Origin of the sequence: Marinifilum flexuosum, from assembly GCF_003610555.1 — a bacterium.
GTDB classification, from domain to species: Bacteria; Bacteroidota; Bacteroidia; order Bacteroidales; family Marinifilaceae; genus Marinifilum; species Marinifilum flexuosum.
On sequence record NZ_RAPQ01000009.1, the window covers coordinates 309,623 to 326,390 of the forward strand.

Consider the following 16,768-nt stretch of genomic DNA (forward strand, 5'->3'; position numbering starts at 1 on the left):
AATTACATCAAATACAATCCAAAGAACTGGAAAGAGGATAAATATTTCGAATAATCTCTATTATCCTTTTTCTTACTTGAAGTAGAGACAGGGCAATGCCGTGTCTCTAGCCAAAAATTAATTTTATCACGCAAGGAAAAATTCCCCACATCCATCGCAAATTCGTAACACAAAGAACCAAAAAATTGACTATTTTTAATGACATAGATTTTCACAATTAGCAACATCAATACATGTCAAAATATCAATTCCTTAACCGGGATTTAAGTTGGTTATCTTTTAACAATCGGGTGTTAGAAGTGGCAACAAATCCAGATTTACCCTTGTATGAGAGGATAAAATTCCTCGCTATTTACTCTTCAAATCTCGATGAGTTTTATCGTGTACGAGTAGGAACTTACAAGAGGTTTACCGAACTTCCACCGGAAGACAAAAAAAACTTAAGAGAAAATCCAGATACAATTCTCAAAAAAATTAATGCCGAGGTAGATCGTCAGCAAATTCAATTTGGAAAGATATTCAGAGGTAATATTATTCCTGAACTTCGTGAGAATAACATTATTCTGGTGCAGGATGAAATGTTGTGCGACGAGCATCACCAGTTTGTTAAGGATTTCTTTTTGGAGAATATTCTTCCACATGCGCAACCAATGTTGTTGCTGAAGCAGCAGATTAAACCATTCCTTCAGAACAACTCCATTTACCTGGCAGTTAAACTGTTTAAGAGAGGACACAAAAAGGATGATGAAAATGGAAGCAGTAAAAAACGCAGAGCTCGTTATGCAATCATTAAAGTTCCATGTCACCACTTCCCTCGCTTTATTGAATTACCGGAAGTAGATGGAAAGCATTACATCATGTTTCTCGACGATATTGTTAAGCTAAGAATGAAGGTACTGTTCCCGGGATATAAAATTGATTCAAGCTTTAGTTTTAAACTGAGTCGTGATGCCGATTTGTTGATTGAGGATGAATATTCGGGCGATTTGATTGATATGATAGAGCGAAGCCTGAAAAAAAGAGAAACAGGTTCTCCTTCTCGATTCCTTTATGATGAATCGATACCAAACGGATTTCTTCGATTCCTAAAAGATTCTTTCGACCTGCAACCAAATGATATGGTAAAAGGTGGAAGGTATCACAACTTCCAGGATTTCTTTGGCTTTCCAAACCCTCTGTATCCTGAATTGGAATTGGAGCCCTATCATCCGCTGAATGTTGAGGAATTAAAAGGGGAAACCAAATCCATCTTTAGAACCATTCGCAAGAAAGATCGAATTCTTCATTTTCCATATCAATCGTACAAGTACGTTATCCGTTTCTTGAACGAGGCTGCCTTAGATCCTAAAGTGGAAGAAATTAAGGCAACACAGTATCGTGTTGCCGATAATTCGGCTGTGGTTAATGCTCTGATCAATGCGGCTCACAATGGCAAGAAAGTAACTGTTTTTGTTGAAGTGAAAGCACGTTTCGATGAAGAGGCCAACCTACGTTCAGCACGCGAAATGCGAAAAGCAGGGATCAAGATTATTTACAGCATACCAGGGCTTAAAGTTCATGCAAAAATTGCCTTGGTAATCCGTAAAGATGACAAGAGAGATTATGCCTTCTTAAGCACAGGTAATTTCAATGAGAAAACTGCCAAAATATATGCCGATCATGGATTCTTGACTTCTGACAAAATCATGATTCAGGAAATGAAGCAGCTTTTCGATTACCTTGAAAATAAAACTCCTGGTTATACATTCAACAAATTACTGGTAGGAAAATTCAATTTAAAAAGCGAGTTGATTCGACTAATCGATCAGGAAATTGAAAATGTAAAGAATGGCAAAAAAGGTTATATTCTTTTAAAAATGAATGGCCTTCAGGAAAGAGAAATGATTACCAAGCTATACGAAGCAAGCGAACAAGGTGTGAAAATTGACTTGCTTCTTCGTGGTATCTGCTGCCTAAAGCCAGAGCAGCCATATTCTAAAAACATCAGAATTATTCGAATTGTTGATCAGTTTTTGGAACATGCAAGGGTATTCTATTTCCACAATAATGGAGAAGAGTTACTATACCTTTCTTCAGCAGATTGGATGAACCGTAATTTGCAACGTAGAATTGAGTGTGCATTCCCAATTCATGATGCAGATATTAAAAAAGAAATCATTCACATTTTAAAGCTACAGCTATCTGATAACGTAAGTGCACGTTACCTGAATGGTAAGCTTGATAATGTTCCGATAGAAAGATTGGATGGTGAACCTGAAGTGAGATCACAAATTGCCATTGCTGAATTCCTAAAAGAAAAGGAAAAATCGCAGAAGGAAAAAGAATCGGTAAAAGAATAGAACAAAAACACAGTAACTTAAAGCCCAATACTATGAAACGTTTATTTCTGGTACGACATGCCAAAACAGAAGTACTTAGATATGATATTACTGACTTTCAAAGAAATTTGAAGGAACGTGGAATTAACGATTCAAACTTAATTGCAAATAAGTTGCTGCTTAAAGATGCCATTCCTAATTTAATAATATCGAGTACAGCAAACAGGGCAATTCAAACTGCCCGTTTGTTTGCCGACATTTTAAATTATCAGCAAGAATCTATCGTGCAGTTGGATGAACTATACGATGGTTTTACCACCCACGAGTTTTTAGGAATGCTTGACCAGTATGGTAATGAGAACGAATCGGTAATGATTTTTGGCCACAACCCAAGCATTGAATACCTGGCCTTTAATTTAAGTGTTGAGTTCTACGAATATGTACCCACTTGCACCGTTATAGGCATTGAATTCGATGTCAACGACTGGAAAGACATTGAAGCACGATCGGGTAAGGTTTGCCTTTACGAATTCCCGAAAAAATACAAAGGTTGAACAATTATGAATTATAAATGATAAGCTACAACTTTCAGCTTATTGCTTGTAGCTGTAGGCTGAAAGCTGTTTGCTAATTACTGCTAACTGTATTACTGTTTTCCGAATATTATCTTCCCCTGATTATCCAAAATCAATTTCCCATTCACTTTCTCTTTCGATTGAGGATCGATAAATCCTTTGATTAATCCGGTTTTTTGCTGTTTTACCAAAGATTTAATTTGTGCTTCGCTCAGTGTCTTCTCCATAAATACAAATGGCACGATAAACTTACAACCATTCTTATAATTTGAACATCCAAATGCAGCATTCCCTTTTAGTAAAGTACCCGATTTACAAACAGGACAAGTCAGTACTTCTTTTTCCTCTTCAAGAATACTCAAGCTAAAATCGGGATCTAAAACCAAGTTTCCCGTGATCTTATTACCATCAACAACAAATCCCTTAATTTTAGGCGTTTTGCCTTTTAACACCAATGCTTCAACTTGCTTATCGGTTAATTTCTTGCCACTAAACTCGAAAGGAATTCTAATTTCACATCCATTCTTCCAATTGGAACAGCCCCAAACCGATTTTCCTTTAACAATCTTACCTTCTTTACATTTAGGACAAGCCAATTCAGCAGGAGCAGCTTTTTTCTTTTTAGCCTCAGCTTTCTTTTTCTCTTTTTCTTTCTCCTCATCAATCACCTCAATGGCATTGATATTCTTTCTGGATTTTACATCCCAAACAATGCCAACAACCATATTCTTCAGCTCTGCCATAAATTGGTTCACTTCAAAATTCCCCAATTCTATCTCTCTTAGCTTTTTCTCCCATTGTCCTGTTAATTCTGCCGACTTCAACAACTCATTCTGTATGGTATCAATCAACTGCACACCGGTAACGGTAGCTACCAATCGTTTCTTTTCCTTCTTAATATATCTGCGCTTAAAAAGGGTTTCGATAATATTCGCACGAGTTGATGGTCGACCAATTCCATTCTCCTTCATCAATTCTCGCAGTTCATCATCGTCCACCTGCTTTCCTGCCGTTTCCATGGCACGCAGTAAGGTTGCCTCAGAATAATACTTTGGAGGTTGGGTCTGTTTCTCAGCCAAATCGGGCTGATGTTCTCCTGTTTCCCCTTTCACAAAAGCTGGCAAAATTACGCCCTCTCCCACATTGCTATCCTTGGCATATAAAACTCTCCATCCTGGCTCTACAATCTGCTTTCCTGTTGCCTTAAAATCAATATCGGTAACCTTACCCATAACCGTGGTATTACTCACCTTACAATCCGGATAAAATACAGAAATGAATCGTTTGGTAACCAAATCATACACCTGCTTTTCCTCGTAGCGCAAACCTGAAGGAATAACCCCAGTAGGAATAATAGCATGGTGATCGGTTACTTTTTTATCATCGAATACCTTTTTCGATTTTCTGATTTTCTCCTTCAAAAGCGGATCAACAAATTCTTTATAAGGCGTTAACTTCTTTAAAATTCCAGGAATCTTTTTGTAAATATCATCCGAAAGGTAAGTCGTATCCACCCTAGGATAGGTTGTCAATTTCTTCTCATATAGGGTTTGGATAATCCTTAATGTATCTTCTGCCGACAGGTTAAATTTTCGGTTACAGTCAACCTGCAAAGAGGTCAAATCGTACAATCGTGGTGGCTGTTCCTTACCACTCTTTTTTTCAACTGATACAATTTCGAAAGCCTCTGATTTAATTTTATCCAGAAATGCTACACCTTCCTCTTTTTTATCAAATCGGCCTCTGGTTGCTGCAAAACTTACATCGCGATAAACGGTTTTTAGTTCCCAATATGTTTGCGGAACAAAGTTCTCTATTTCCTTTTGGCGATTTACAATCAAAGCCAAAGTAGGAGTTTGTACCCTACCAATGGATAAGACAGACTTGCCTCCAGCATACTTCAATGTATACAATCGTGTAGCATTTATACCAAGCAGCCAATCTCCAATGGCTCTCGAAGAACCTGCAGCATACAAACGATCGAAATCACATCCCTCTCTCAAATTCTCAAATCCCTCCCGAATAGCTTCCTCTGTTAGAGAAGAAATCCATAAACGTTTAACGGGAACATTACATTTTGCTTTGTGCAAAACCCAACGCTGAATTACCTCTCCTTCTTGGCCGGCATCACCGCAATTTATCACCTCTTCGGCATTGGCAATTAATTTCTCCAGAATGTCGAACTGTTTTTGAACGCCAGTATCGGGAATTACCCTAATTCCAAAGCGCGGAGGAATTAAAGGCAAATCGTTCATGTGCCAGTATTTCCAATTCAAGTCGTATTCATGCGGTTCCTTCAAGGTGCACAGATGTCCAAAAGTCCAGGATATTTGATATCCATTGCCTTCGTAATAACCATCTCTTTTCGATTTTGCCCCTAAAATTAAGGCGATTTCGCGCGCTACACTTGGTTTCTCCGCAATACAAACTTTCATATTCTTATAAAGTAGTTAATGATTAAATTTTAAGTTAAAAGTACTTAAAGTTACAAGAGCCTAAAGTTGAATAAAATCAACAGCCACCATAGTTTTACTCAAGCTGTACTTCAAACTTCTTTAAATTTAAGAGTTTCAAATGACAAACTTACAAGTACTTTAGGCACTTTAAGTACTCCAAGTATTTTCAATTTCTAAAACATATATTTAAACTCGAGAGAGAAAATATTTTCTTCTTCCGACATGCCAAAATTAGCAGTTAATACCATTAATTTATAAGGCGAAACCCAAAAACCTCCACCATATCCATGATGCCATTTGCTAGAGCTTTCACCATCAAGCCATACACGACCAAAATCGTTAAAAGCTAACACCCCAATTTCTCCCCCAAGGAAATAAGATTTAAACCTTGCCAGGCGAAATCTAAAATCGGTATTCTGATATACCATGTCATCACCTGCAAATCGATCCTGTCGATATCCTCTTAAGTTTGATTTCATTCCCAGCTTATTGGCCTGATAAAATGAATAGCCACTTGTATTGTGAGCTGCTCCTATGCGTAGTGCAAAAATACTACGTTGTGGTCTTCCTAAGCTTGTATAGAAACGCATATCGGTTTCCATTTTCTGGAAATTATGGTCATTTTTCTCTAAACCACGATAAAAACTCCATGAATTGGTCCAATACATTCCCCGAGAAGGTATCACCTTACTGTCTCGTGTATCCCACTCATGTTTGATATTTATTCCCAAATATTTTCTGGTATCAAAATCGCTTAGCAGATCCAAATCATTATCCGAATTGCTAAAATCGGTTACAAATCTATCAGGAGTTGCTTTTAATTCCAACTGCTCGAAGAATGGGCCAAAAGAAATACTCTGATTTGCTCCAATTTTTTTCCTTAATTGCAAAACCAACTCCGTTCTACCCATACGAATGCGGTTGTACTCCTTATCATCCAAATCAGGGTTTTCTGTTTCATTTCCAAGCCCAAAATAATAACCTTGAAAATTTGGAGTATTGTAATCTATTTTGGCCAAGAGATCCAAAGATTTAAATACACCAATCATTTCCCCTGAATATTTAATTTGGGCCGATGGGTACATGAATGCATAATTCACCAAAAATTTATGCATCGATCCATAAGGTTCTTTTCTAAAACTCTGTTTCTTGATATTAAATCCAGCTCCCAATATTAATCCATCATCACTTACAAAATTTAAATTTGCTGCAGGACTAACAATATCATATTTAAAAGATTTACGATTATAAACATTCACACTCTTATTTTTCGATAGACGATTTTGGAAAGCACCATTCCCTTTTATTTTGGTTTTGGATTTATCGTAAACTGCCACATTGGACTTTCGTGTGCTGTCAATCTTAATTTTATCTTTTCCGGTTCCTCCAACAATTCTTAGCTTAACACCTTTCGAATATTTTCCATCGATATCAAATTCGTCTTTACCACCTAAACCATAAATGCGCACCTCTTTGGTTTCGTCCTTCAGGAATTTACGGTCGTAAAGTTTTTCTTTCTTATTTCCTTTTTTACTCAAACGACGAACTTTAACATGTAGGTTTCCATCATCATCCCACTCTGCATCAAAATCCTCTGTCCCGTTTGTACCAACGATATCAACCTTTTGTGCCAAATAATTGTAAAACTCAACAGCCAATTCTGGCAAAAGATCTCTCCGCGATTTCAATTTTGCCACAATATCATCTGCAGAAATAGCATAAACCTCTTTGGGCAGATCTTTTATTGCACTTTCTATAATTTCATTGGTCAATTTCAACTTTAGTTCATTGGCCATATCCACCCAGTCCTGTTTGTGTTTCGACTGAAGGAAATTGCGATCGAAATAACGAGCATTAAACCCAAGACCAACCACATTTTCAGGAATCGAATCGAAAATCTGAAATTTTGGCATTGCCCATTTTCTTCGAATCAACCATGGAATTTTACCATCGCTGTAAAAGAAAACCTGGTCTCGATCGCGAGGAATGGGTCTTGCAATGGTTTTACCATCTTTCTCGAAAGTAGCCCAACGCCACTGATCGTCATGCCTGTCCCAGTCATTTAGAAAAATATCAAACAATCGTGCTCGTAAAACAGATGTTTCATCAATTACCAAGTCTGCATTCTTGAATCTTTTTTCGATTAACTTATCTGTTCCCAATACATCCTTGGTATTGCCAAAGCTATCAGCATCCGACATGTCATCATTCGGACGTTCTTCGAAAAGGTACAATTCATTCTTAAAATCTTCCTGGTAGATCCCAAATCTTGGATCATCTGGCACATAAACAATTGTTGGATTGCTATGATAAACACCTGCTGCATCTGCCAGTTTAGGCACTGCAATGGCTGCATAAGGATAGGATTCTGAGATACCATCCTGAACAATTTTAGCAGCAAAAGTTCCTCTTAAAGCTGCCGGTATTGCTTTTTCAGTATACTTCTCAACCGATCTCAACACATATTGCTTACCATCTTTAGCTTCCAATCTTAAGGAGCGAGTTTGCTGACCACCTCCTCGTTTCAGAATTTTTAATCCTCCTTTTTCGGTTCCAATGTCAAAAACAGGAACCTCAATTGGCGTTTCCCATTCCTCACGATAATTGTTTCCTAACCAATTCCTTTTCGACTTGCTATCAGTAGAATACAAATCACTCGCTGCAACGGTAACTGTACTATCTGCAAAATTTAAATCCTTATATTTTTTTTCTAAGTCTTCTCTGGTAGGTAAAGTTTTCGTAAACAATTTGCGCTGAAAGGCAAGACGAGCATTTTCAGTACCATCCTTTCCTACCGACCACATTTCAAACCAAGCTTCACCATTAGAATAAAAGTTGAGTCGAGTAAAACCTATTTCCCTTAAAGCAATATCCATCTTTTTATCAGACACATATTCAGCCTTACTCCCCGATCCTGAAACTACAAAAAATGAGTTATCCTTCTCGATAAACTGTAAACTATTATCATGCGCCGACACTGTAATAAGGTTCTCATATACCCTGGAAAACTTTCTCCCCATATATCTCATCTGTTTATAAAATGGGTATGCAAAATCTTGAGGAGTTCCAAATATTTTACGATACAACTCCACTGGTCCTACAAATGGAAAATTACCAGCATGTTTTCCTCCACTATAGATTGGATGATGTGCCGCCAATACAATTTTCTTGTCTTTATTTCTTTTTAGTGCATCACTTAATTGAATTAAAAAATCTGATGAACTTTCAAATCCACATTCAGCCTCGGGCTTATCTGCCACGTGTAGCCACCACTGAGAATCAATCACAAGTAAAACAACATCATTACCTATCTCAATTTCAACCGGTCCCGGACATCCTCCTGTTGGTAAAAACACGTCTCCCTTGCCAATATAATCTTCAATATAGGTTTCCAAATTCATAATGGCTTCCCAACCTCTTTTGTGACCTTGGTTCCACTCTTTCTCACCAGGAATAAATATGCTTTCTCCTTTAAAACTTTTGGCCAAATCCAAAAGCTTAATTAAGTTTTGATCTCCAATACTGATATCTTCAACTTCTTGCTTGGCATATTCTTTTGATATGCTATTCCCTAGAAAAACAAGAGTAGCCTTTTCATTTGCCTGATTCAATTGCTCCCTTAGCATATCTAAATTGGCATCTACAATGTTTGCCTCACCAAGGTCTCCAATAAAAAATATAGAGTGCTTTAGTAAATTTGAATTTGGAGTTTCATTGTTTTGCCCGCAAACCGCAAAAGCAAAAACCAACAGACTTAAAAGTGAATATATCTTTCTCATAAATTTTTGATTTTATAAAATCAATTACGAAAAGTGGATTTCAATTATTGTTTGAAGCTATATTTTAAAATATTTGCTTTACTTCCCTTCCCTTCGTTTGAAATAAACATGGTTCCATCGGGTGTAAAGCAAATTCCCTCAGGCTGACGGAAAATTTTACGCTTTAACTTCACGATTGCTTGAATATCTCCCTTAGGATTAAGCACCACTAAAAGCTTACCTACAGAACCTACAACATACAAGTTCTTTGTAATAGGATGAACTGCTACAGCTGATGGCTGAAAAGTAATATCACCCTGTGACGGATTAATATTTTCCATTAGCCTTACCGAAAATCTCGAATAGGCATCAAATTCCAATATCTTACGAATTTGATCTTGGTCAATCAGGTACTTTGGTTCTTTCGACAATTCATTTTTATCTATCGAGAATTCATAGATAGCTCTCTTTCCTCTGTATTTATTGGAATGTGCCGGACTTCCTTTACAGGCTACCAACAATGAATTTGTTGAAGGATCATATCCCAATCCTTCCGTATCATTACCAGCATTCAAGTGAGTGGTTCGCTTTACCGAATGAATGTTTTTATCCTTTAAGTGATCAACCTTAAAAATTCTCCCATCCGATCTTAAGACGTAAACCAATGAATCTACCATTTCAACCCCTTCGTAATCCCCAGACTTATCAAATTCATATTTTTTGGTTACCTCTTTCTTCTTGTGATTGAATTTATAGATAATTCCTTTTTCATCGTTCACACACAAAAGAGAATGTTCCGTAAAATAACTTAAGGCTGATATTTCCCTCAAATGATCTTTTAATTCATATTTCTTATCGGGTTCATAAATATCATAAGGAAACTTTTCATAGTCTTCCGATAAATAAATCATTTTCTGATCTTTCTTTTGGGCACATGCCTCAAGAAAAAACACAAGAGCAACCAAGCAAATTAGTGTGTGAAATATTTTTGTCATACGAAAGATCTAACTTTTAATTATTGGAATCATAAAATTAACAAATAAGCCTCAAATACCAATAAAAAAAGGGCGATTGAGGCATTTATATTCATTTGACAAAAGGATTTCATGTTTAATGATTATATTTATTCAGTCAAAAAATATATCTCAAGAACTGAAAAATTCAAATTATGAATATGATCCAGGAGGCTGAAAAATACGTTACTAAGCTAATTGAAGATGCAATTAAACCCATATACACTTATCACAACTTGGAGCATACTCAGAATGTAGTTAAGCATTCTATTAAAATTAGTGAAGGATTAGAATTTAGCGAGGAGCAAAAAGAAATTCTCATTTTGGCAGCTTGGTTTCACGATTCAGGATATTATGAAGATTATTCAAATCATGAGGAACTAAGTGCGCGTAATGCGAGAGTTTTTTTAGAAGCTCGTAATTACCCGGAAGAAAAAATTGATCAGGTCACTCAAGCCATTCTTCACACAAAAATACCTCATCCTCCGTGCGATAACCCAGTTTGCAATGCACTATGTGATGCTGATTTGTATCATTTGGCTTCGAAGAGTTACATGAAAAGCTCTGAGCAATTGCGTGAAGAGAAACAAGCCTTATACAAACGTGAAATTCCTCCAAAAGAGTATTGGGAAGGTACTTTAGTATTCTTGCAAAACCACAAATACAAAACCAAGTGTGGTAAAAAGCTTTTTGCCAAAAAGAAGGAACAGAATTACCAAAAAGTAGTTGCCAAAATCAAGGGATATCACGAGAAAGAACTGAGAAAACTAAATGAGAAAGTTGAGAAATTAGAAAGTCAGAACATGAAACTGAAAATGCCTCAACGAGGTATTGAAACCATGTTTAAGGTTACTGCAAGAAATCAAATTAACCTTAGTTCGATTGCCGACAGCAAGGCCAACTTAATGATCTCCGTTAACTCCATCATTATATCGGCAATCTTCTTTATTTTTAAGAATATAATGGATGTTCCTCATTTCATTATTCCTTGTATTATTTTGCTGATTGTTTGTTTGGTTACCATCACCTATTCTGTTATGGCAACACGTCCTATTGTTACCGATGGTAAATTCTCTGAGGAAGATGTAAAAAAGAAAAGAGTAAACCTTCTTTTCTTCGGAAATTTCCACGACATGGATTTGGGAATTTATTCAAAAGCCTTAAAAGGAATGATGACTGACTACGATGAATTGTATGACAGTTTGATTAAAGATCAGTACTACTTGGGGAAAGTGTTGGGTAAAAAGTATCGCTTTTTAAGAATTTCCTATACCATTTTCATGTACGGGTTAATATTATCTGTGGCTGCCTTTATTTTGGCTGCAATATATCAGCCATTAATGTGGTAAATAACTGAACAAAGCCTAAATTTGCAGCCCAATTAACAAGCGCAGATTAATATGAATTTATTTTACACTCCAGATATAAAAGATCAGTATTATCAACTTGATGAAGTTGAGTCGAAGCATTGTGTTCGTGTTTTAAGGTTGAAAGAAGAAGATGAAATTCATTTGATTGATGGAAAAGGAACACTATTCACGGCTAAAATAATCGACGCACATCCCAAACGATGTACTGTTGAATGCATTGAGAAAAAAGAAGAGTTTGGCAAGTTGGATTATGAGCTACATCTGGCTTTGGCTCCAACAAAAAACATCGACAGAACCGAATGGTTTCTTGAAAAATGTACTGAAATTGGAACAAGTGAGTTTACTCCACTATTGTGCTCACACTCGGAACGCAAAGTGGTAAAACACGATAGACTTTTTAAAGTAATTACCTCTGCTGTGAAACAATCATTAAAAGCATATCATCCAAAACTAAACAACTTGACCAAATTTGCTGATTTGGTAACTTCTGATTTCGATGGTGATAAATTCATAGCTCATTGTAATCCTGGAGAAAAAACGCATCTTAAACAACTATGCAAGCCCAAAGCAAAATGTTTGGTATTAATTGGCCCTGAAGGCGATTTTAGTCCCGAAGAAGTTGAATTGGCCAAGGCAAATGGATTTCAGGAAATATCCCTTGGCGAAAGTCGGTTGAGAACCGAAACAGCAGGAGTTGTTGCTTGCAATATCGTAAGTCTTGCAAACTATTAAAATGAGAATTCAACACTACATACTCCTCACATTCCTCATACTTTTGAGCTTTAGCGGTCGATCGCAAAATACAACGGTACGTATTGGTTTGCTGAAGTATAATGGTGGTGGTGATTGGTATGCAAACCCGGGCTCATTGCCAAACCTTATTCAGTATTGCAATAAAAATCAAATTGCAAATATTCAGGCAGAACCCATAACTGTTGAAGTGGGTAGCCCGGAAATATTTTCTTTGCCTTTTATCCATTTAACGGGACATGGTAACATTGTACTAAGCAATCAGGAAGTTATTAATCTTAGAAAATATTTAATGGCAGGTGGATTCTTACACGTTGATGACAATTACGGATTGAATGCCTATTTCAGAAGAGAAATAAAAAAAGTGTTCCCAAACGAAGAGCTAGTTGAACTGCCATTTTCTCATCCCATATATCATCAGGTCTATGAATTTTCAACCGGACTGCCCAAGATCCACGAACATGATGGAAAGTCGCCACAAGGTTTTGGACTTTTTTACAAAGGAAGATTAGTTTGCTTCTATACCTACGAGACCGATTTAGGGGATGGATGGGAAGATACTTCAGTTCATAATGATACCAAAGAAAAACATTTAAAAGCCTTAAAAATGGGTGCTAACATCATCTCTTTTGCTTTCAGTAATTAGATTTATTCTTAATTACTTAATTCTCTATTACTTCTACCTTAATATTTCATGCTCATTTTGAATTTTCATTAACAAAATGATAACTTATACACTTAATTGTGTATTTGTCGTATAATACCGATTAGTATTTGATATCAATCACTAAAGTTTTTGCTATGAAAAATAATAATTCTTGTAGAGGGATAATAGGCATCTTAACAGGTGGCGGTGATGTTCCCGGATTGAATCCTGCAATTCGTGCCGTTACCATTAGAGCATTAAGAGAAGGCTATAAAGTAATCGGTATTAGAAAAGGCTGGAGGGGTCTGATTGATATCGTAAGAGATGAAAAGGCGGATAATAGTGAAAACTTTGAAGTTTTAACCGAAGAGTTGGTAAATAAAGTAGGTCGTACAGGAGGTACATTTCTTCACACTTCAAGAGTAAATCCTTCCAAAACATCCAGAGAAAGAGTTCCTACACACTTGAAAGACAAGTACGATCAGGATGTAAATGATTTAACTGAAGAGGTTTTAGCCAATCTTGACTTTTTGAACATCGATTATTTAATTCCAATTGGTGGTGATGATACTCTAAGTTATGGTGTTCGCCTATACCAGGAAGGTTTTAAAGTAATTGCCATTCCTAAAACCATGGATAATGATGTTCCTGGAACCGATTATTGTATTGGATTTAGTACATGCATTACCCGAACCATTTCACTTACTCACAGCTTAAGAACTTCGGCAGGTTCGCACGAGCGCTTATTGGTTCTTGAAGTATTTGGGCGCTATGCTGGATTTACAGCTATTCTGCCTACTTTAGCTGGTGCTGCCAACCGTTGTGTAATCCCTGAACACGATTTCGATATCGAACGTCTTACTGAATTAATGATTCAGGATCGATTTTCCAATCCAAGTAGGTATTCTGTAGTACTCATTTCAGAAGGAGCAGCCTTTTCAGGTGAAGAGATGATTTTCCAGGATCATGTAATGGATGACTATGGTCACAAAAAACTCGGTGGTATTGGAGATCAAGTATCAGAGCAGATGAAGATTCTATCTCCTAAGTTCAATAACTCTAAACCCATTAATGTCATCAATCAAAAGCTAGGCTATATGGTACGATGTGGCGATCCGGATGCAATTGACTCTATTGTTCCAATGGCCTTTGGCAATTTGGCTCTGGATTTAATCATTAAAGGAATTCATGGACGACTAATCACCTTGCGCAACGGAAGATACGACAATGCACCTATTGACATCGTTACCAGTTCGAAAAAATTGGTAGATGTTGATCGATATTATAATATAGAACGACTAAGACCAAAGTATAATAGTTTTGAACTTCAGCCATTGTTTTTAATGACAGGTTTGTAGTTCCACATAATTTTGTACATTTGGGAAGCCTTTCAACATTGTGTTGAGAGGTTTCTACTTTCACAACCATTCCCATTTTAATTTATTATTTATTTAAACTTAACTCTTATGTTAGAATTTAACATTTTAGGTATTTCTGTATTGGAATGGATTGGATACGCTGCATCTGTTCTTGTACTGGTATCATTAACAATGACATCGATTATAAAACTTCGATGGTACAATTTGGCAGGAGCTATTCTCTTCTCAACTTATGGATTTTTAATTGGCTCATTGCCTGTTGGAATCATGAACTTTTTAATTGTGTGTGCCAATATTTACAATCTGAAAAAGATGTATGGACAAAAAGAAGATTTTAAAGTAATTGAGATAAAAGATAACGATGAATTGCTAATACACCTTTTAGACTACTACAAAAAAGACATTGGGAATTTCTATCCTAATTTTGAAAAGAAAGAGAAACAGTTGGGAATTTTCGTATTGAGAAATATGGCTGTGGCAGGGATTTTTATCGGCACACAAGAAGAAAATGAATTAAAAATAGATTTGGATTACGCTCTTCCTCAATACAGAGATTTTAAAGTTGGCGATTATTTGTACAAAAGCTTAAAACAAAGCTTAAGCGATCACGATATCAAATCGGTATACTGTTATTCTACACAAATGCTGAAATACATGGAAAAAATGGGATTTGAAGCAGACAAAAAGGATAACAAATCCATCATGAAAAAGAATTTAAACTAATTCGAAAAGCTCCTCAATCAATTGAGGAGTTTCTTTTTTTGGAAAACGAGTACCTGAACCAATTCAGGAGGTACTTTTGCACACTGACAATAGGATTTACTGGTAAATGCAATCATCGTTCATTGTTAAAGATAGGATTTACGAATAGATGAATTACTTTTTTCTGCAATTGATAAGATTTACCCATAAATCCGCTTCTCAATCGGCGTTGACAATAGGATTTATCGGTAAATGTGATCAAACTTCATCGAAAATGAGTGGATTTACACACAAATCTGTTTCTTTTTGCAGGATATCATTCAAAATAAAAAGCTTGACCCAATACTGAGTCAAGCTTTTTTAATGTATTCTTTGTGATCTGAATGATCAATTCTTTTTTTAATAACTAAAAGTGGTTGAGTTTGGCATATAACCAACTGTAAATTCTTTTAGTTTTTCTGCATCTGAGGAATAAACATGAACTTCACCTTCAGTAATTGCATAATCAGCTACACACACCCATAAGTTATCATTTACAGGGTTTACATCAATTCCGTAAAATGTTGCATCGATAAATTTAGTAGTTGGCAATTCAGTAGCTGTAATACTCATTGCATATACAGCATCCGACATGAAATAAACTACATCTTTTGCCTTGTTAATTGCAATATTCTTAATACCATTTGTTGATAAATTTGTTAAATCATAAGATGTAACTGTACTTGTTGATTCTGTAATCACAGAAATTCCTGAATCAGTATAAGTAACATCAGGGTAATTACTATAATCTGGTTTTCCAGAACAATACACCCAAACATCACCATTAACATCAACCACCATATCTTTAGGACAAGATTTTATAGTTATGGTTTCCAAAACTTGGTCAGTTTCAGTATCTATAACAGTCACAGTATTATCATCATTCGACCATCCTCCACTGTTCGAAACATATAATTTACCATTTGAAACCACCATTTTTTCAGGTCCTGCTCCTACAGAAATTTGTCCCGTCTTAGTCATGGTTTTTAGGTCGATCACATAAATTTCATTGTTTTCTTTAGCATAGCTTGCATCCTGCCCCTTTCCATTTGAAACATAAGCCTTATCTCCTACTAAAGTAATTTCTCGTGGATAAGAGAACCCTTCAATTGTTTTGTAATGTGTAAAGTCAGATTTATTTGCAACTTCAACATAACCTGAGCCATTTCCTGTAGTAACTACAACAAACGCATAATCCTCATTCATAGCCATTGATTGCGGATATTGTCCTAATGCAACACCTCCATTAGCAGTAGAGAAGTAATTGTTAGTAACCTCATCGTTACGGTTGATCATTGTAATAGCACCATTCGAACTACCTTCATTCAACACATAAAAGTAGCTGATCTGTTTTTCTCCAATGCTAATATTAAAAGTACCAGTCAATAAATTGTCACCGTCAGTTACTGAGAAAGAAAACTCATCTGTAAGAGTTTGACTTCCATTATGAACATAAACGATTTTTGAAGCTGCAACATCTGCTTGAGTAAAGCTTTCAATAGCAGTTTCTAATTCATCAGCATGAGCCAAAATACCATTTTCTGTTGCCGTGGTTACTGTATATACAATTTCAATATCTTCTGTATCAGTATCTACAACATTTAACTCTTCAGGAGTAATCGTAACAGTTGCACCATTCTCAAGCGTTACGCCTTGGTTCACTGATAGACTCGGCATTTCATTATCATCATCCGAACAGGATACGAATAAAGAACTTGCAATTAACAAGCCTAAGCTAAATTTCAAAAACTTTTTCATTGTA

General features: G+C 36.1%; 11 protein-coding genes. 7 read left to right on the top strand and 4 right to left on the bottom strand.

Features of this window, described 5'->3' with window-relative positions; all coding sequences use genetic code 11:
* Nucleotides 1–233 precede the first annotated feature (233 nt).
* Together ppk1 and BXY64_RS11185 are read left to right on the top strand one after the other, a co-directional pair.
* Nucleotides 234–2,339 (top strand): polyphosphate kinase 1, encoded by a 2,106-nt coding sequence (gene ppk1 / locus BXY64_RS11180; protein ID WP_120240050.1) that lies wholly within the window; start codon nt 234–236, stop codon nt 2,337–2,339.
* A 32-nt stretch (nt 2,340–2,371) separates the two neighbouring features.
* The gene (locus tag BXY64_RS11185; protein WP_120240051.1) at nt 2,372–2,872 is read left to right on the top strand and encodes a SixA phosphatase family protein; all 501 of its coding nucleotides are present in this window, start codon (nt 2,372–2,374) and stop codon (nt 2,870–2,872) included.
* A gap of 92 nt (nt 2,873–2,964) precedes the next feature.
* Here BXY64_RS11185 and BXY64_RS11190 read toward each other — a convergent pair whose 3' ends face one another.
* The 3 genes from BXY64_RS11190 to BXY64_RS11200 form a co-directional block, all read right to left on the bottom strand.
* On the bottom strand, nt 2,965–5,328 hold the full coding sequence (locus BXY64_RS11190; RefSeq protein ID WP_120240052.1) for a type IA DNA topoisomerase: 2,364 nt from the start codon (nt 5,326–5,328) through the stop codon (nt 2,965–2,967).
* A 194-nt stretch (nt 5,329–5,522) separates the two neighbouring features.
* Entirely contained in the window at nt 5,523–9,128 is a 3,606-nt protein-coding gene (locus BXY64_RS11195) for a BamA/TamA family outer membrane protein (RefSeq protein ID WP_120240053.1), read from the bottom strand.
* A gap of 44 nt (nt 9,129–9,172) precedes the next feature.
* Nucleotides 9,173–10,102, bottom strand: coding sequence for an SdiA-regulated domain-containing protein (locus BXY64_RS11200; protein ID WP_120240054.1), 930 nt, complete (start codon nt 10,100–10,102; stop codon nt 9,173–9,175).
* A gap of 173 nt (nt 10,103–10,275) precedes the next feature.
* Here BXY64_RS11200 and BXY64_RS11205 point away from each other — a divergent pair, with 173 nt between their 5' ends.
* From BXY64_RS11205 to BXY64_RS11225, 5 genes are all read left to right on the top strand, one after another.
* The gene (locus tag BXY64_RS11205) at nt 10,276–11,469 is read left to right on the top strand and encodes a Pycsar system effector family protein (RefSeq protein WP_120240055.1); all 1,194 of its coding nucleotides are present in this window, start codon (nt 10,276–10,278) and stop codon (nt 11,467–11,469) included.
* Between the two features lie 51 nt (nt 11,470–11,520).
* Nucleotides 11,521–12,222, top strand: coding sequence for a 16S rRNA (uracil(1498)-N(3))-methyltransferase (locus BXY64_RS11210; protein WP_120240056.1), 702 nt, complete (start codon nt 11,521–11,523; stop codon nt 12,220–12,222).
* A gap of 1 nt (nt 12,223) precedes the next feature.
* Nucleotides 12,224–12,886: a DUF4159 domain-containing protein gene (locus tag BXY64_RS11215; protein WP_120240057.1), complete on the top strand. Its 663-nt coding sequence runs from the start codon at nt 12,224–12,226 to the stop codon at nt 12,884–12,886.
* 155 nt (nt 12,887–13,041) lie between these two features.
* Complete coding sequence (locus BXY64_RS11220) at nt 13,042–14,244, top strand: 6-phosphofructokinase (RefSeq protein ID WP_120240058.1); 1,203 nt, start codon at nt 13,042–13,044, stop codon at nt 14,242–14,244.
* A gap of 108 nt (nt 14,245–14,352) precedes the next feature.
* Nucleotides 14,353–14,988: a YgjV family protein gene (locus tag BXY64_RS11225; protein ID WP_120240059.1), complete on the top strand. Its 636-nt coding sequence runs from the start codon at nt 14,353–14,355 to the stop codon at nt 14,986–14,988.
* Nucleotides 14,989–15,366: 378 nt separating this feature from the next.
* On the opposite strand, the gene BXY64_RS11230 is transcribed toward BXY64_RS11225, so the two are convergent.
* A complete protein-coding gene (locus tag BXY64_RS11230; RefSeq protein WP_120240060.1) occupies nt 15,367–16,764 on the bottom strand; it encodes a cadherin-like domain-containing protein in 1,398 nt (465 codons plus the stop codon).
* Nucleotides 16,765–16,768: the final 4 nt, after the last annotated feature.